This window comes from Acinetobacter sp. CE-15 (assembly GCF_051059255.1).
In the GTDB taxonomy this organism is placed as follows: domain Bacteria; phylum Pseudomonadota; class Gammaproteobacteria; order Pseudomonadales; family Moraxellaceae; genus Acinetobacter; species Acinetobacter guillouiae.
This window is the reverse complement of the sequence record NZ_CP192737.1, coordinates 2,533,060-2,550,990: the sequence shown is the minus strand read 5'-3', so window position 1 is coordinate 2,550,990 and position 17,931 is coordinate 2,533,060. Positions and strand designations below refer to the sequence as shown.

Below are 17,931 nucleotides of genomic sequence, written 5' to 3'. Positions count from 1 at the left end.
ATCAATAAATTTAGGTAAATCATTCATGCAATTAAAGCAGCAAAAAGGTATCGCATTAATTACGATTTTAGTGATGGTCGCTTTGGCAACCATCATTGCTGCGACGATTGCTAAACGTCAAAATTACACCAATGAAAGTACAGGGTTTTTAAAACGGCAAAGCCAAGCACTTTTTTATGCAAAGAGTGCGGAAGCATTTTATTCTGAGATATTGGTACAAGACAGTGAAAACAGCAAAGAGGCAGATTACTTACAAGAAACATGGGCAAAACCGATGCCAGCATTTCCGGTTGAAGATGGATATGTCACAGGTGTGTTGGAAGATGAGTCCGGTAAATTCAATTTAAACAGTTTATTAACCAATGAAGGTAAGCCCAACGACGCGGCACAGAAATATTTTTCTAAGCTTTTGGTTCGTGTCGGTTTACCTGCTGATGCTGTTCAAGCCGTGATTGATTGGCAAGATCCAGACAATGAAACCATAGGTTCATACGGTGCTGAAACAAGTTATTACCAAGGTTTGCCTAAACCATATTTGGCTGCAAATCGAAAATTTTCCAGTGTTGAAGAACTTAAACAAGTACGTGGTTTTGAAGAAAAGAAGTATGATTTAATTGCACCTTATATATCGGCACTGCCTGATATTGCAACAAAAATTAATGTCAATACTGCACCTGCAATGGTTTTGGCAGCCATGGATGAGAAACTAGACGTAAATAGCGTACAAACAGCTTTAAAAGCGCGACAAGAAAAACTTGAGCATTTTGCCAATGTGGGCGAGCTAATGAAAATCGCACCATTTGACAGCTTGGAAGCTGCAAGCAAAACCGAGGCAGACAAGATTTTTGGAGTAACATCCAGTTATTTTAAAGCCAAGATCGAAGTATCTTTAAGCAATCGCAAGCGTCAATTTACTACACGCTTTATGCGTAATGATAAATCACAAGTTTATGTTTATTCGCGTAGCCTTGCACCATTTTGAAAATTTTAGTGAATATTTTTTTAACTATATGATTTTAAATAACTATAAAAGATAGTTAAAAGGTAGTTAAAAGGTTGGTTGATTGAGTAAACATGATTCGATAAGCTAAATAGGCCTAAAAAAGCAGATCATCCTTTTGGCTAATTGCAATCAACGTGAAAATTAATGCTCAGGGTTCGAGTTTTGCTTTATAATCGAGATTCTTTACCGATTTGTTTATAAAATTTGGCTCATGTTAATTCGTAAGTTATTTAAGTTTGAAAATGCACATATTGTGCGGAATTGCACGTCAGATCGTTGCAAACGGTCTATACACGGGCACAGCTATAAAGTTGAATTACTACTTAAAGCTTCAAAACTTGATCATGGTCAAATGGTATATGACTTTGGCTTGCTTAAAGGTGTAATCAAAGAAATTTTCGACAGTTTTGACCATGCGATCTGTTTTTGGCAAGAAGATAACCCTGAATATATTCAGGCGTGTAAAACTTTTAGTGCTCGTTGGGTGGCTTTGCCAGTTTCTCCTTCGGCTGAACAGTTTTCACGGATATTCTTTTTTCTCGCGCAACAGATTTTAAAATCAACCATTACCCAAAATGGGGAAGGGGATGTTGAAGTCTATTCTGTGATTGTGCATGAAACCGATACAGGTTATGCGCAAAGTTTTCAAGAAGATATTGAAAATGCTCAGATGGGACTGTTGAGTCTGGATAAAATTATTTTTTCTGAGCAGGTCACATCTGAATGGTCTGACCCAGAAATGTATGAAAAATTGAAACAGGGTATTCCGTTTCAAAACCCTGAAGTGGATTTACAGGTTAAAATTTAAATAATGATTTTTGAGTGAAATCCATCTTTAGGACAAATAAATTTTTAGGAAAATGAAATTTAGGATGAAAGTTGATGCAATTATCTGAACTCGAACAAACAAAATTAAATCAAGTTCGGTTAGATCAAAGTTGGAAAGAAGGTTTAGCTGAGTTTCTTTTGAGTCAGCAAATGGATGATTTGCGATCTTTTTTAGTTGCTGAAAAAAATGCAAATAAAACCATTTACCCACCGAGCTCACTTATTTTCAATGCATTAGACACAACGCCATTGAATCATGTAAAAGTGGTCATCTTAGGACAAGATCCTTATCATGGTCCTGATCAAGCGCATGGGTTGAGTTTTTCCGTACAAAAAGGCGTTGCATTGCCTCCGTCTTTACGTAATATCTTTCATGAATTAAATACAGATTTAGCTGTACCTGTATCCCGTCATGGTGATCTCACCAAATGGGCTCAACAAGGTGTATTGCTTTTAAATAGTGTGTTGACAGTGGAAGCTGGGCAACCGACATCACATCAAAAACGCGGTTGGGAAAATTTTACAGATCATGTGATTGATGTGTTGAATGAGCATAGAGAGCACATTGTATTTATACTTTGGGGCGCATATGCTCAGAAAAAAGGACAACGTATAGACCAAACGAAGCATCTGGTATTAAAAGCTGCGCACCCATCTCCATTGGCAGCAAATCGTGGTGGCTTTTTTGGTTGTAAGGTTTTTTCAAAAACAAATAATTATCTGAAACAATATGGCATTGAGCCAATCGACTGGCAGCTGGACGCATGACAAACTCTCCCGAAATAAATAATTATCACCCAGATCTGATTATCGAAGAAGCGAAAAAGGGATGGCGAATTATTCGCTTAAATCGTCCTAAGTCGCTTCATGCACTTGATGAATCTATCGTTGCGGCATTATTGAAGCTGTTTGAGGATTTTCATCATGATGACTCAGTTAAGGCAATTTGGTTAGATTCAACCACGCCTAAAGCTTTTTGTGCAGGCGGTGACGTTCGTAAACTGCGTCAATTGGTGATCAACAATGAAGTTGAAACAGCCAATAAGTTTTTTGAAACGGAATATGCTTTAGATTTACTGTTGCATAATTATGCTAAACCTGTAGTGGTTTGGGGTGAAGGTTATGTCATGGGTGGTGGTTTAGGCTTATTCATGGCAGCGCCTTTCCGTTTAGTTACACCGTATTCACGTCTTGCTATGCCTGAAGTGAATATCGGTCTATATCCAGATGTGGGTGCTACACGTTTCTTAGCAGATCGTGGTCCGATAGGTTTATTTACGGGTTTAACTGGATCGATCATGACTGCAGCGGGTGGTTATGGGATTGGTTGGGCAACCCATATTTGTGATGCACAACGTGATGTGGTTTTACAGAAACTGATTGATATCGATTGGGATCATTATCCTGCTGGCGATTTCCGTGCTTTAGATGACACCTTAAATAGTTTACATCGTCCTGTTTCACCTGGACCATTGCAAAACTCTTTGGATGTGATTCATAGTGTTTGTCGTGGTGTGAACTTTGAACATGATTATGAAGCGATTATTGGTCTAAGTGATGCGCGTAGTGATTGGTTGCGTCAAGCCAGTGAGAATCTACAAAAAGGTTCACCAAGTACTGCTGCGATTACTTGGTTGTTATGGCAGTGGGGACGTCAAGTTCATCCGTGGTCTGAGGTTTTTGAGTTAGAAAAACAAATTTCTGATTGGAAAATTCGTCATCCTGATTTTGTTGAAGGTGTACGCGCACGTTTGGTAGATAAAGATTTATCACCAGAGTGGGAACAGGTTGAGTCGCGAACATTGCGTGGAATCCTTGCGAAAAACCCACCTGTAACAACAATTGATAGTTGGAATACGCTGCTAAGTCAGTACGGTATTATTTAAGGTCGTATGACTGAAGAAACTCAACACTACATAGATCAACAATGGATGCAGCTGGCTTTAGAGCAAGCTGCATTTGCTGCATCTATCGGTGAAATTCCAGTAGGAGCTGTGATTGTAAGTCAGGGGCAAGTCATCGGTGAAGGTTATAATCAACCGATTGCTCAGCATGATCCAACAGCCCATGCGGAAATTCAGGCACTGCGCAATGCGTGTCAAAAGATTGAAAATTATCGCCTACCAGAAGATGCAACGTTATACGTCACACTTGAACCTTGTACCATGTGTGTCGGTGCATTAATTCATGCAAGAATCAAACGTGTGGTTTTTGGTGCGACCGAACCTAAAGCGGGTTCACTCATCAGTAGTCGTCAACTGTTAGAGATTGGCTATTACAATCATATATTTCAGTTTGAAGGTGGTTGTTTACAAACGCAGTGCTCAAGCCAACTGTCTGATTTTTTTAAAATGCGCCGTGAGCAAAAAAAACAATTAAAGTTACAACAAAAGACCTTAAATGACTCATTAAAATGATCTAGAATACACAAGATTTTAGTGACAATGAAAATTGTCAAAATAAGGGTTTAAAAATATAGTTAAAGTTTAAAAGGGTATAACAATGAATTCTATTCAAGTAAAACAAGAGTTTAATGCACCAATCGATCAGGTCTTTGACTTGTTATCAAAACATTCAACCTATAATGTGGCTTTTGCTCCCATTCAAGTTGTACGGGTAAAAGATGCTGCTGATCCTGAACGTCCAGATGGATTGGGTTCTATCCGTCGTATGGGATTTGGTCCGATCAAGCCGATTCAAGAGCAAATTACGCATCTGGAAGTCAATAAACGTATCGAATATAAGTTAATTAACAATCCATTGATTAAACATCATATTGGAATTATTGAGTTTACAGCGCTTGCTGAAAACAAAACCCGTGTTGACTATACGATCGAATTACAAGCACGTGCACCATTTGTGAGTAAATTAATACTTGCACAGCTTAAACTTGCGATTACACTTGGATTTAAGAAACTTGCTAAGTCTGTAGCTTAATTGGAAATTCAATGACAATTCAAATTATCACAATCGATGGGCCAAGTGGTTCTGGTAAAGGAACACTTGCAGCAAAACTTGCGCATCACTATCAATTCCATTTATTAGACTCTGGTGCGCTGTATCGTTTGCTTGGATTGTCATTGCATCAAAAAGAATTGTTGGACGCATTAGACACTGAATCTGTATTGCAACAAAGTGTGACGATTGCAACAAATTTAGATATCGTATTTAAGAGTGCTGACAACGGAATCATGATTTTGTTGGATGGTGAAGATGTCTCACAAACGATTCGTACTGAACGCGTTGGTGAATTTGCTTCAAAAGTCGCAGCAATTCCAGCGCTTAGAGCGGCATTGGTAGATCGACAACATGCTTTTGCCCAGTTGCCTGGCTTGGTTGCCGATGGGCGTGATATGGGTACTTCTATTTTTCCACAAGCACAAGCGAAGATTTATCTCACTGCCTCAGCTGAGTCCCGTGCAGAGCGTCGTGTAAAACAGTTGCAGGGAATGGGGCTGGATGTTAAAATAAGCGACATTTTAGCAAATATACAAGCTCGAGATAAAAGAGATATGGAACGCACAGTCGCTCCACTCAAGCCAGCAGAAGACGCTTATATCATTGATAGCTCAGAAATGAACATCGATGAAGTGTTTAAACTGATGACTGATTATGTCGAGTTACATTTAGCTAAATAAAGAATATTTAACCAAATATTAGCCAAAGCATAGCTTGATCAGTTTATACGGACTATGTGGATGGCTTAACTAAACCGGCCTTGTCTGATCCAAGACCGTTGACTTTACTAGGTATATCATGACCGAATCTTTTGCAGCCCTCTTTGAAGAAAGCGAATCAACTCTCAATATCGACAAAGGTGCCGTTATTAAAGGTATCGTTGTTAGCATCGACTCTGACTGGGTTACTGTTGACACTGGCCTTAAATCTGAAGGTGTTGTTGCACGTTCAGAATTCTTAAACGAACAACGCGAACTTGAAGTTCAAGTTGGCGATGAAGTTGATGTTGTTGTTGAAGCGCTTGACAACGGTATGGGTCAAACAGTTTTATCACGTGAAAAAGCGAAACGTGCTGAAACTTGGACTAAACTTGAAAAAATCTTTGAAGACGGCGAAATCGTTACTGGTGTTATTTCTGGTAAGGTTAAAGGCGGTTTCACTGTTGACATCGGTCCAGTTCGTGCATTCTTACCAGGTTCATTGGTAGATACTCGCCCTATTCGTGATACAACTCACCTTGAAGGCAAAGAGTTAGAATTCAAAGTAATCAAACTTGATGCTAAACGTAACAACGTTGTTGTATCTCGTCGTGCTGTAATGGAAGCTGAATCTTCAGCTGACCGTGAAGCGCTTCTTTCTCAATTGGAAGAAGGCCAAACAGTTACTGGTACGATCAAAAATCTTACTGATTACGGTGCATTCGTTGACCTTGGCGGTATTGATGGTCTTCTACATATCACAGATATGGCTTGGAAACGCATCAAACACCCTTCAGAAGTTGTTGAAGTGGGTCAAGAAGTTACTGTTAAAGTACTTAAGTTTGACAAAGAACGTAATCGTGTATCTTTAGGTCTTAAGCAATTAGGCGAAGATCCATGGTTAGCGATCATGAACCGTTATCCTAAAGGTTCTATCGTTAAAGCACGTGTTACAAACTTAACTGACTACGGTTGTTTTGCTGAAATCGCTGAAGGCGTTGAAGGCTTAGTACACGTTTCAGAAATGGATCACACTAACAAAAACATCCACCCATCTAAAGTTGTTCAGATTGGTGATGAAGTTGATGTTATGGTTCTTGAAGTTGATGAAGAACGTCGTCGTATTTCATTGGGTATCAAGCAAACTCGTGCGAACCCATGGGAAGAGTTCTCTAAGTCACACGACAAAGGTGAAAAAGTTTCTGGTACGATCAAGTCTATCACTGACTTCGGTATCTTCATCGGTTTACCTGGCGGTATCGATGGTCTAGTTCACTTGTCTGATATTTCTTGGAACGAACAAGGCGAAGACGCTATTCGTCGTTACAAGAAAGGTGATACAGTTGAAGCAGTTATCTTGTCTGTAGATGCTGAAGGCAACCGTATCAGTCTTGGTATCAAGCAAATGAACAGCGATCCGTTCAATGACTTCTTAGCTGCTAACGAACGCGGTGCGTTGGTTAAAGGTACAGTAACTGCTGTTGATGCTAAAGGCGCAACAATTAAGTTAGCTGACGAAGTTGAAGCTTCTTTGAAAGCATCTGAAATCAACCGCGATCGCGTTGAAGATGCAACTAAATTCTTAGAAGTTGGTCAAGAAGTTGAAGCTAAAATCATCAATGTAGATCGTAAATCACGTTCTATCAACTTGTCGATTAAAGCGAAAGACGAAGCTGAAGAGAAAGAAGCTGTAGCAAACTTGAAAACTACAACTGCGCCTACTGGTCAAGACAATGGTCCTAAGACAATTGGTGATTTGATCAAAGCACAGATGAACCACTAAGTGATTGTTAAGAAGTATTATTTAATGTAATTAATTAATATTTTTTATTCAAATAGTGTAAAAGGTAGCGTAGTATATGATTACTGCGCTACCTTTTTGTATTTAAAAAGGATATTATCTGGTGTATATCAATTAGCATTAAAATTAATGAGGTCTTAAATGACAACTGAAGCACTTAATAAGTCTGACTTAATAGAAAGAATTGCTCTTAAAAATCCGCATTTAGCAGAGCCATTAGTCGAAGAAGCAGTTAAGATTATGATCGATCAAATGATTGCATCATTATCTTCAGATGACCGTATTGAAATTCGTGGGTTTGGTAGTTTTGCTTTACATCACCGTGAGCCACGTGTGGGTCGTAATCCTAAAACAGGTAAATCAGTAGAAGTTGCAGCAAAAGCTGTACCTCACTTTAAACCTGGTAAAGCACTCCGTGATGCAGTAAACGAATCTGCTAATTAATAAAATTCGAATGAGGTGAGTATGCGCTATTTCTTAGTTGCATTACTACTGGTAGTCTTTGGTTATGCTTTAGCATTAGTCTTGCAGAATCCAGCTGAACTACCTGTAGATTTATTGTTTACTCAAGTACCAGCAATGCGTTTAGGGTTATTGCTACTATTAACTTTAGTGCTTGGGATTGTTCTTGGATTGTTGCTTGGTGTACAGGTTTTCCGTGTATTCCAAAACGCATGGGAAGTTAAGCGTCTTCGTAAAGATATTGATCATCTCCGAAAAGAACAAATACAGACAGCACAATTGGCCGCTGCTGAAGCTGCCGCAAGTGCTCGTCATGAAAAGACAGTATTAGATATTCAACCAGAAAATAAGAATATCAATACGCTTTAATCATTATGATAAAAAAGCGCTTTACCATCAGTGTAAAGCGCTTTTTTGTTGGTACTGATTTTTTTGACTGTGTCGATTATTCAACATCAAAAACTTTGTTCAATATCATCAAACAAATAAAAGAATATAAATTCGCTATTTTTTAATCATATACGATATTTAAATAAGCTTGAGATCTGACCAGACCAGGTGTCACCGTATTTGCTGTTCTTACGTAATTGGCTTTAATCACATGTTGAATCAGCTGAGCAGTGCTTAAATTACCAAAGGTCCATTTGTTGGTGCTCTTTGATTGGTTTGGATCTAGACTAATTATCGCATTATTTTTATCACGTAAACGAATACCTACACCAGTCGCATAACCTGCACCGACTTGATTCTCTAATATATTTGTTGCATTGGATTGATTTAAGGCATCCGTGGTATAAGCCTTTATTTCACGACCTGCGCCATCATTTAAATTTGCACAATTTATACTGAGGGTTGCTGTATTGCTTGAGCTTAATGCGGTCTCATTTCCGACTAAACCCAAGTTTCGTACACTAACATCAGGCAGTGCAATGGTGTAGCTACTTTGACTCAGTGAGCATGTGGATTCAGAGATATTGACTGTTGCATTTAAATATACGGGAATTTGTGTATTTGCAGGAATAAGAACATTATCACTAACACGTCTTAAACTGATGGTTGCTATTCTTAGATTCGAAACATTGATCGTTGTGGGATATGAGGTCATTGTTGATGTTCTAGGTAAAACATATAATGTCACCCTCATCTTTACACCATGGGTATCACCACTATAACTATAAATTGCTAATTCAGTGGTATTTAGTGTTTTTAATGTACCACTCGCTGGTGCATCGCCCATTTCAACTTTAATCCCTAAAGCTGGGTAAGCATTTAAACGCGAAATATTGGCATCATAGGCCGTCACATTGGTGGCAAAAACATTACCCAAAATGGTTCTATTTGTGCCAACAGTACATCCGGTGTAGACACGGAAAATATCAAAATTTGCTGAAGCAACTTCACGGGAATATACATTGGACTGTACTGATGTCCCTTCATATTTATTGATATTCATGGTACTGGCATTCATCGTCGGCATGCTATAGCCGCTGGTGAAATTGCTGCCTACACTGCAATCTGCAAATACTGCAAAACTTGCAGGGAGTGTAGATAACATAAATAACAATTTATATTTCAGCATAAAATTACTCCGTGCTTATTTGCAATTTAGGCTAAAGCTTGCAAAAGGGATCTGAGTTTTACTTTGTTCCAATATTTCTTTTGAAATATCGAATTGACAAGAATCAGTATTACTCCAAGAGACGCTATAGTGTCCAGGATTTATATTTTGCATAAAAATTTGCTGACCTTGTCCTACTGTAGTCACTGCATTACCCAAAGCATCTTTCACTTGAGCACCCATTGGAATGAGCACCTCATTTGCGTGTTTAAGTTCAATTAAGGCTTTTGTGGTTTTTAACGCTTTAAAATCCACTAAAATACTTGCGTTCGATTTAGGTACAACTTGTAATTGGGTTGCATCAACATCGGTATTTAATGGAATTGTATTTGGGTTTAAGTTGATACTATTGTATTGGTAAGGATTTAGATAGGGAATAATCGCATTGCCCCAGCGATCAATTTTAATATTATTTCCATTGGAGAGGCTGGTTCCCTCTAAACCTTTGGCATGAATAATTGCAAAAGTATCATTTAAATCATTGGCTAAGGTAATGCCGTGTTGATGTGCAACAATTGCACCTTGTGCTTGTAAAGAGTATTGACGTTGTTGGTCAAAGTCGGTTGCATAAGTCGATGCTAAATAAACCGGATTGGTTCGATAACTCAAAGAACTGCTGAAGAGATCTTTATCTTTACTATTTGAATAATTGAAGTTATAGCCGAACTGCTGATTTTCACCTAAATTTCCAAATATGCCGACTTGATTGGTATTGAGTGCATTATTATCTGGATAGACTTCACTACTTAGGCGTAAATTACTATTTTTCTTTTTAAACGATAGAGGAATATTCACATTCACAAAGTATTGAGTGTCTTTATCTAACTTGTATTGATCATTTTGAGTATGTTGCATACCCACATAGTAACTGATGCCTTTATAACTATTGCTATAGCTAATTTGATAAAATTTTTGTGTATTGATTTGATGCCAGAATTCATACTGTGAAAAACTGGCTGAAATAGCACCAAACTGATGACCTAGGTTCTGGCTCAGTTGAATATAGTTTGATGACTTGGGCCGACCATTAAGTACTAATGCAGAACTGTTGTTTTGAATATAACGATTCTGCATGGCTTCATCGAAGGAATAATATTGATCATTTCCATAAACAGTACTGTTTAAACTGATATTTGTTTTTGCACCGTTTAGAGCAAGGTTATAGCGCAGCGTAAGCAAAAAACTGTCTAAATTTTGGTTGGATTGGTTAATATCTGCTTTAACAAAATTACTTTCTAAAGCGATACCACCGAGTTTGGTATTTAACGCGGTTCCTAGAATATAGGATTGATAATGATCACTGACCAGCGCTGAACTGCTCACTGAGATAAAATCATTTAATCCATAATCAAAAGATGCATTGATTAACTTCTCATCATAGGATTTGCTATTTTGACGAAAAGTACCTGCTGCAATTTGATAACGATACTGCTTTGCGCGGATAGATTGAATAAAATTATTATAAGGCAAATCAAAACTGCGGATTTCACCATTTGCTTCAATAATATCTACATTTAATGTACCACCCGTCCCAGGTGTTTGGAGATCTGTAATATTAAATGCGCCGGCAGGAACAGTGCGTTCCATAATAATTTGTTGATTTTGGCGAACGCGTATTAAAGCATTACTTTTTGCATAACCTGAAATTGTGGGTGCGTAACTTTGCAATGAAACCGGAAGCATTCTGTCATCGCTGGCAAGTTGTACCCCACGAATGGCGATACTCGAATTACTATTGATGGTTTTGGTATTGGTATAGAAATCACCAAGAGTAAGCTGAGTTTTTAAACTAGGTAGTACTCGCATAAGCTTGTTTTCATAGCTGGTATATTGGCCTGAATGATTGCTGTCTCCCATACTAGTACTACCAGAATGACGGAATTGCCAATCATCAATATTGATACCAGAATTAATATTCAGAAAGCTAGAATCTTGTTTGTTGTCCTGACCATAATCTGAATTATAGTAATTGTAGTAATATTTGAGAAAAGCGCTATTTCCACCAGTTTCCCAAAGTGATGGATCTATATAGCCAAATGGTCGTTCATTTAACATCGATTGAGGGCTTGAAACATCCACTCGTTGTTCCGCTATATTCAGCTTCCAGAACACGACATGATTCATTAAGCGTGTATCGATACAGTCACCAGTGACTTTATCTAAATCGATAAGCTTATGATTGAAATCAAGCTGCTTAACAGTACTGCGTGGAATACAATAACGTTGCTTTTCGGGTGATTCGGGATCATCTGAAATATGCACAATAGAGCGGGTGATATAACGATCATTTAGGTAAATATCGAGGATGTAATCATTTGGCGCGACTTTATCGCTTGAAACAAACTTTTCAAGATCAATTGTTTTAGAATTTTGGCCGTATAAAAAACTATTATCGAATTGTGGTGCTTGCGCTATAACATTTTGATTGCATAGATATAGACTTAGCGCCAAAACACTATACCTAAGTGTGAAATGTTTCAAGCACAATTCTCCCAATAATTTAGATTAAAACTGTTTCTCTATTGTCGATAAACTGCCGTAGTCATTGATTAAATAAAGCTGTACGGACTTAGCGTCTGATAAATTTTCGACATCAATTTGTTGTTTTGAAAACGGTTCTATAAAGCTTAGATTTTTAATTTCGCTTGGCGTACCATTTTTTAAAACCAGATTCGATTTACCAAAATTTAAGTAATAAGGTGTTGGATTATTGATTTGTAGTTGGCTGTTTACACGCTGTACTTCAACTTTTTGAAACGCTTGTTGCTGTTCCATTTTGATGCCAGTTGGTCGGTAAAATAGTTTTAAGCGATTACGTATCGCAAATTGTAAATAATTTGCTTCAGCTGTGGGCTTGGCAGGGATATCAAGCACGTTAAGCCAAAATAATGTTTCTCGATCAGTAGCAAGCTTTTGTTTTTGATTGAAAATGACACGTAAAGATTGTCCTTTCGCTGCTTCAATCGTCGTTATTGGAGGGGTAACAATAAATGGGGCTTGGGTTGTGGTTGGATCTGCAATAATGTCTTTACTGTCCACCCATGATTGTACCAATGCAATTTGATCACCTACATTGGTTAATTGCACAGATACAAATTCTTTATCACTTGGGTAAATTACACGGGTACCTGTAATCACAATACCAGCATGCGCGGATGTGATCAAAATACTGAGCATTAACAAGCTAGAAATAAAAAATGGTTTTTTCATTGAAAGACCCTTGGGGAGATGCAAGTCTGGTTAAAATGTGACAATTAACCAGACCTGTTTAAAAAACTTACAGACCCAAATGTTTAATTATTGATATACAACATAGTAAGTTGCAGTCGTGCTTACATCACCAGCAGTTGTTGCACCTGTTGCATAGTAACGTGCATAAAAATCAAGATTTGCAGAACCGTTTGCAGTTGCAACATTTGAAGTCACAATGTTTTGACCTGTACGATCTTTAGTTAGGTCAATCACTGCTTTTGCAGAGTTTAATAATTGAATATTTACGTTTGTTGCACCGCCAGTGGTTACGGTGTTGTTTAGACGACCTGCAGTATTAATATTTGCATTGGTGTTGTCATAATAAACACCCACATTACCTACAGGGCATGCTGTTAAATTAATCGTAAATTTAGTGTCGCCATTTGTTGTCGCCGCTGTTGCTAAAGTTGATTTACCTACAGTCGGTAAAACAACAGTGTAGTTACCAGCAGTACCACCAACTGTACAGGTTTGATCAACGATTTTACCTGTAACTGTTACTGTACCATCAGCAGCCGCAAAAACTGTTGAAGATGCTAAACCTAAGCCAATGATCGCTAAACCCAATTGAATATTTTTCATAGAATTTCTCTCAATACTGCGTTGATTTGCCCTTTACTGGTACTTTCCTAATAAAGGGGAAGTGTTTAGGAGCTAAACAATAAGGGCTACTATAAATTTTTCCTAAATAAAAACAATGAAAAAAAGAGACAAATATCACATTATTTTTATCTTATAAGCACAATATAATATTATTTGTTTTAGATTTGTTTTTTATTATTTAAATACAATAGTATATTTATAATTAACATGTTTATTTAATTAAAGGAAAATTTGGTTTTGTTTACCAAAAAGTGACAAAAAATGTCACTTTTTGTGAATAACGTCATATTATAGCAAATTATTTTGATCTGCTTATATTAAGCGTGAGTATGTTTTTAAGATTTTCTAAAATAATTTATTATCATGGTTAATTAAATATTGGATTTTATTTTAATACGCTGCATTGTAATTGATCATTTTCATCAAAAAATTTTATAAGATTGAATTTAAAGGATTTTCTCTAATATTCATTTAGCTTATTTGTAAATTATTTTTAAATGCTTAAATCAGCATAAAATCGCGTTCATCCTAGATTGCTTTTAAAAACAGAAGGTGTTTTTAATGCGACTTTGCTTCACTTAATATGATTACTTTTTTGATTTATCAAAAAGGTTGATTGTTTAGTTATGATGTAATGTTTGTTTAGTTATAAAGAATATATTTAGAAATAGCGCAGATAGATTTATTAAAAATAAAAACTTTAGTGTAAACATGGATGCAATGAATGAGAAAAATATAATTTTAATTTAATATTGTTTTAAGTTTTTATAGGTTTTTAAATATATGAAAAAGAATTTATCTGTTGTAAGCATAAAGAATGATAAATAGAAGACTGTGTTTTGATTTTTTTATTTGTTGGAGTGAGTGACGTGCTTCACAATGATCAAATATAAAATGAATTTTAAGCGCTTTAAGATTGATTGATTAAGTATCCATAAAAAATAAGCATAGAGATTAAAACAGTATATTTAATCAATAATTAAGCATGCGTAGTCACTTGCATTGTGCTGTTAAAAAAAAAGCGCTTTGATTGTTGTAAAACGCTTTTTGTACGCTTTAACAATTCTATTGGGCTAACCAGAAAAATTCAGCAAAGCGGAATATTGTGGTGACCAGCATTGCTATTACGATCGTCGTGATAAGTGAGTGGTTTTTCCAAATCAGAAATAAGCCTACCAATACCCCCATGATTTTGCCTAAGTCTGCCCAATCCGCACCTTCAAAAAAAGTGCTGAGAATCGCAATAGAAAACAGTAAAGTTGTTGCGGCATCATTAAAAAGTTGCTCACGTTGTTGAGTGATCGTAAAATATTGGCCGAGTGAAAGTCCTGCATATCGGATCAGATAAGTCCCCATCGCCAGCAGCATGATCCCGATTAAAATGATAAATTGTTGATGCACGTTATTTTCTTCCTACAAGCAAGCCAAATAATGACATAAGTATCGGAATCCCTAAGGGTAGAAATGGAAAAGTAGCGAGGCTGATGACTGCACCAGTCATTGCCGATTTTCGAGCAGATTTTCTTTTTAATGCTTTAAAGGTAAGTGCAAACAGTACGACAGGAAAAATCGTATCGATACCCAGTAATTTTGCATAAGCTAAATGACTTCCCAATACATAACCGCTTAAAACGCCTATCGGCCAAGCAAATAAAATTCCGACTCCGCACAGCCAATAAGCACTCAGTTTTAGCTCATTTGAAGATTGGCTTAAACCAAATAAAACACTTTCATCATTCATAATATGTGTAGCAAAATATTTTAATTTATTTTTTTTTATAAAATGGGTAATTGCTAAACCAAAAGGCAGATGTCGTAAATTAATCAGCAATCCGACAATCGCAGCTGTAATTGGACTGCTTCCAGCAGCAATCATGCCAATGAAAGTAAACTCGGCAGCACCAGCCAAGACACAGATTGAAAGCAGTAAAGGTATCCAGATCGGCAGTTGATAATTGACTGCAAGCGTACCTAATGAAATCCCGATCAGTGCGGTTGCGATACAGAGAATCACGATTGATTTTATCAGGGGCTTGGGTAAATTTTTTATTTCTTTATACTTCATTGAGATGAGCCTTGCTTGGGGTAATAAGATCGTTCGATAAAATGAACGATCATTTGTTATAATAGTTTTATTATTGTTGTTCGTCAAACCGAACGATCGTCTTTTTTGGAAGGATAATGTCTATACCAATTGAAATCATTGCAAATAATCTGCAAAAAGAAAGAAAAAGTGCTGCATTATCTTTGGGAGAAGTTGCTCGACGTGCAGGCATTGCGAAGTCCACACTTTCGCAACTTGAATCTGGGCAGGGCAATCCGAGTCTCGAAACTTTATGGGCACTTTGCGTGGCTTTAAATATTCCTTTTGCCAAACTTATGGAAGCACAAACCCAAGCTACACAAGTGATTCGTTATGGCGAGGGCGCTTCAGTTGTTTCTGAAATATCAAATTATCAGGCTGTTTTGTTGGCAACATGCCCACCCAATGCACGACGAGACGTGTATATCCTTACAACCCAACCGGGTGAGCCGCGTTGCAGTAAACCGCATCCTATTGGCAGTGTGGAGCATATTATTATTATGCAGGGCTCTGCCAAAGTCGGTTTATTAGACAGTGCTGAGTTACTTCAAGCAGGGGACTATATTTCCTATCCAGCAGATCAAGCGCATATTTTTGAAGCACTGGAGCAAGACACACGTGCAATTTTGATCTCAGAGCAGAGATAAATCATGAGCAAGATCTAAGAATAGTTGATTGTTTTGTGCTGAAGTCGATTTTCTGGCTTTGTACATGGCGTGAATCACTTTATAATGAGCGCAAATTTATGTGATGGAACTGAGATTCGTGAGTATTATTGTTGCCTTAGATGCAAAAAGCCAATATGACGCCCTAGCAATTGCTGATCAGCTTGACCCATCACTATGTCGTTTAAAAGTCGGTAAAGAATTATTTACCCATGAAGGCCCTCTGGTTGTGAAAGCACTACATGATAAGGGCTTTGAAGTATTCCTCGATTTAAAATTTCATGATATTCCGAACACAACTGCGCAGGCAGTTTGTGCTGCGGCTGATTTGGGCGTATGGATGGTCAATGTCCATGCTTCAGGTGGGCGTAGAATGATGGAAACTTGCGTAGAACGCTTAAAAGCAGGTAACTATAAAACTCAATTGATTGCGGTTACTGTACTTACTTCAATGGAACGTGAAGACTTGCGTGATATTGGTTTAGACATAGAGCCATTTGAACAAGTGAAACGTCTGGCTAAATTGACGCAACAGAGTGGTTTGGATGGTGTAGTATGCTCGGCTCAGGAAGCCAAAATGTTACGTCAGGATTTGGGTGCTGAATTTGCTTTGGTAACACCAGGGATTCGTCCAGCTGGTGCAAATGCAGATGATCAAAAGCGTATTGTAACGCCTAAGCAGGCCATGCTTGACGGTTCTACTCATTTAGTGATTGGTCGTCCAATTACTCAGTCTGAACATCCAAGTAAAACCCTGCAAGATATTTTAGCGACTCTATAAAAATAAACCCTCTTTTTCAGTTGATCAAGAGGGTGATTTCTTTGATTTATATAATAAAAATTGCTGTGTATACACTGTAGTGTATCTGCGTTACTAGGTCTTTTTTCAGAAGTTTAAAAAACTTTTTATTCCAGTGATTCTATTGATCAGTATTACTATCTCGTCAGATAAAGTACGATGGATGTCACATTCAGCACTTAATTTTAAAGTGCAGCCAGAACACTTACCGCAATTGGCGCCAATACCGACAGAACAAAACCACTGACCATTGCATGTGGAATATAATCATTGCCGCAAGCTTGTTTCACCATAGGTAAGGTGACATCCATAGCGGTTGCACCAGCAGAAGAAATTGCTGAACGTGGATAACGCCATCCAATCATATACATAAATAAAATGGCAAAAATCTCCCTAAATAAATCGTTCATTAACGCAATACTTCCCAGATGGGCATTCTTTAATTCAGTCACCACAATCCCTGTCATCGAATAGAAGCCGTAACCTTGCGATAACATGATTAAATCTTTCATACTGATGTCTTGAATCAAGAAAAATGCCGCAACAGCACCCAATAGTGAGCCAATCACGCAGGCAATCGGTACCAGCATAATTTTCCAGTTTAACCAAGAACGATCCAGTGGCGAGTAAGCCAGATCCAAGCCGATCAGTAACATGTAAACTAAAAGTAAATTCCATGTGCTGACATGCAGTGGAACATGGAAAAGGTGGGCCAACTCTGCTAAGCCATAACCTACAGCCAGTGCAATAAATGCATAGCTAATGTTGAGTAATGAACCCATCAATAATTCAGCAGAAACTTTACCTTGTGATGGTTTGTAGCCAATCGCTGTAAATACCAGATAACAACAAAAAAATGCACCCATTGATGTGGTGAATGCAATTGTTATTGAACTGGTGAGAATCTGTGCAGGGCTGGTAATATTATGAATTGTTTGAGAAAACTCCATTGCAATCGCAATTAAAAGAATATAGGTAAAATAAGGCAGTATTTTAAAAGCTATTTTTTCAATGGATTGTGGAATTCTGCGGGCTAAAATAAACCCTAAGCATAAACAAAATAAAAGTTGGAAAATAAGCCAAAGTGATTGCATGAAAAATAGATAGGCAATGGATACCTATCTATTATAGTCGAAGCGCAGAAAAGCGGTTGAAAATTTA

Annotated in this window: 19 protein-coding genes; 12 read left to right on the top strand and 7 right to left on the bottom strand. The window is 37.5% G+C overall.

Annotation, left to right across the window (positions count from 1 at the left end; all coding sequences use genetic code 11):
• The first annotated feature begins 25 nt into the window (after window positions 1-25).
• The 10 genes from gspK to ACQ7EO_RS11830 all read left to right on the top strand — a co-directional run bounded on the left by gspK (window position 26) and on the right by ACQ7EO_RS11830 (window position 8,119).
• Window positions 26-982: a type II secretion system minor pseudopilin GspK gene (gene gspK / locus ACQ7EO_RS11875; protein WP_004821240.1), complete on the top strand. Its 957-nt coding sequence runs from the start codon at window positions 26-28 to the stop codon at window positions 980-982.
• A 232-nt stretch (window positions 983-1,214) separates the two neighbouring features.
• Entirely contained in the window at window positions 1,215-1,811 is a 597-nt protein-coding gene (locus ACQ7EO_RS11870; RefSeq protein WP_004821241.1) for a 6-pyruvoyl trahydropterin synthase family protein, read from the top strand.
• A gap of 74 nt (window positions 1,812-1,885) precedes the next feature.
• Window positions 1,886-2,599, top strand: a complete 714-nt coding sequence (gene ung, locus ACQ7EO_RS11865; protein ID WP_004821244.1) for a uracil-DNA glycosylase — start codon at window positions 1,886-1,888, stop codon at window positions 2,597-2,599.
• A complete protein-coding gene (locus ACQ7EO_RS11860; protein ID WP_034610216.1) occupies window positions 2,596-3,717 on the top strand; it encodes an enoyl-CoA hydratase/isomerase family protein in 1,122 nt (373 codons plus the stop codon). The genes ung and ACQ7EO_RS11860 overlap by 4 nt, the downstream gene beginning before the upstream one ends.
• 6 nt (window positions 3,718-3,723) lie before the next feature.
• A complete protein-coding gene (tadA, locus tag ACQ7EO_RS11855; protein WP_034610219.1) occupies window positions 3,724-4,248 on the top strand; it encodes a tRNA adenosine(34) deaminase TadA in 525 nt (174 codons plus the stop codon).
• A gap of 85 nt (window positions 4,249-4,333) precedes the next feature.
• Window positions 4,334-4,768 carry an SRPBCC family protein gene (locus tag ACQ7EO_RS11850; RefSeq protein WP_434277390.1) on the top strand — a complete coding sequence of 145 codons (435 nt, stop codon included), beginning with the start codon at window positions 4,334-4,336 and terminating at the stop codon, window positions 4,766-4,768.
• A gap of 11 nt (window positions 4,769-4,779) precedes the next feature.
• A complete protein-coding gene (gene cmk / locus ACQ7EO_RS11845) occupies window positions 4,780-5,469 on the top strand; it encodes a (d)CMP kinase (protein WP_004821249.1) in 690 nt (229 codons plus the stop codon).
• Between the two features lie 118 nt (window positions 5,470-5,587).
• Entirely contained in the window at window positions 5,588-7,270 is a 1,683-nt protein-coding gene (rpsA, locus tag ACQ7EO_RS11840; protein WP_004821252.1) for a 30S ribosomal protein S1, read from the top strand.
• A gap of 159 nt (window positions 7,271-7,429) precedes the next feature.
• Window positions 7,430-7,732 (top strand): integration host factor subunit beta, encoded by a 303-nt coding sequence (locus tag ACQ7EO_RS11835; RefSeq protein ID WP_004720793.1) that lies wholly within the window; start codon window positions 7,430-7,432, stop codon window positions 7,730-7,732.
• Between the two features lie 21 nt (window positions 7,733-7,753).
• Complete coding sequence (locus ACQ7EO_RS11830; protein ID WP_004821255.1) at window positions 7,754-8,119, top strand: lipopolysaccharide assembly protein LapA domain-containing protein; 366 nt, start codon at window positions 7,754-7,756, stop codon at window positions 8,117-8,119.
• Between the two features lie 142 nt (window positions 8,120-8,261).
• On the opposite strand, the gene ACQ7EO_RS11825 is transcribed toward ACQ7EO_RS11830, so the two are convergent.
• From ACQ7EO_RS11825 to ACQ7EO_RS11800, 6 genes are all read right to left on the bottom strand, one after another.
• Complete coding sequence (locus ACQ7EO_RS11825; protein ID WP_434277389.1) at window positions 8,262-9,329, bottom strand: fimbrial protein; 1,068 nt, start codon at window positions 9,327-9,329, stop codon at window positions 8,262-8,264.
• A gap of 15 nt (window positions 9,330-9,344) precedes the next feature.
• Complete coding sequence (locus ACQ7EO_RS11820; RefSeq protein ID WP_434277387.1) at window positions 9,345-11,849, bottom strand: fimbria/pilus outer membrane usher protein; 2,505 nt, start codon at window positions 11,847-11,849, stop codon at window positions 9,345-9,347.
• Window positions 11,850-11,873: 24 nt separating this feature from the next.
• A complete protein-coding gene (locus ACQ7EO_RS11815; RefSeq protein ID WP_434277386.1) occupies window positions 11,874-12,578 on the bottom strand; it encodes a fimbrial biogenesis chaperone in 705 nt (234 codons plus the stop codon).
• Between the two features lie 87 nt (window positions 12,579-12,665).
• Entirely contained in the window at window positions 12,666-13,202 is a 537-nt protein-coding gene (locus ACQ7EO_RS11810; protein WP_004821263.1) for a fimbrial protein, read from the bottom strand.
• A 1,086-nt stretch (window positions 13,203-14,288) separates the two neighbouring features.
• The gene (locus ACQ7EO_RS11805; protein ID WP_034610229.1) at window positions 14,289-14,624 is read right to left on the bottom strand and encodes an AzlD domain-containing protein; all 336 of its coding nucleotides are present in this window, start codon (window positions 14,622-14,624) and stop codon (window positions 14,289-14,291) included.
• Window position 14,625: 1 nt separating this feature from the next.
• Complete coding sequence (locus tag ACQ7EO_RS11800; RefSeq protein ID WP_434277383.1) at window positions 14,626-15,288, bottom strand: AzlC family ABC transporter permease; 663 nt, start codon at window positions 15,286-15,288, stop codon at window positions 14,626-14,628.
• Window positions 15,289-15,404: 116 nt separating this feature from the next.
• On the opposite strand from ACQ7EO_RS11800, the gene ACQ7EO_RS11795 reads away from it, so the two are divergent.
• Together ACQ7EO_RS11795 and pyrF are read left to right on the top strand one after the other, a co-directional pair.
• The gene (locus ACQ7EO_RS11795) at window positions 15,405-15,953 is read left to right on the top strand and encodes a helix-turn-helix domain-containing protein (protein WP_434277382.1); all 549 of its coding nucleotides are present in this window, start codon (window positions 15,405-15,407) and stop codon (window positions 15,951-15,953) included.
• A gap of 103 nt (window positions 15,954-16,056) precedes the next feature.
• Window positions 16,057-16,752 carry an orotidine-5'-phosphate decarboxylase gene (pyrF, locus tag ACQ7EO_RS11790; RefSeq protein WP_004821273.1) on the top strand — a complete coding sequence of 232 codons (696 nt, stop codon included), beginning with the start codon at window positions 16,057-16,059 and terminating at the stop codon, window positions 16,750-16,752.
• A gap of 203 nt (window positions 16,753-16,955) precedes the next feature.
• Here pyrF and ACQ7EO_RS11785 read toward each other — a convergent pair whose 3' ends face one another.
• Window positions 16,956-17,864, bottom strand: a complete 909-nt coding sequence (locus ACQ7EO_RS11785) for a lysine exporter LysO family protein (RefSeq protein ID WP_434277380.1) — start codon at window positions 17,862-17,864, stop codon at window positions 16,956-16,958.
• Between the last annotated feature and the right edge of the window lie 67 nt (window positions 17,865-17,931).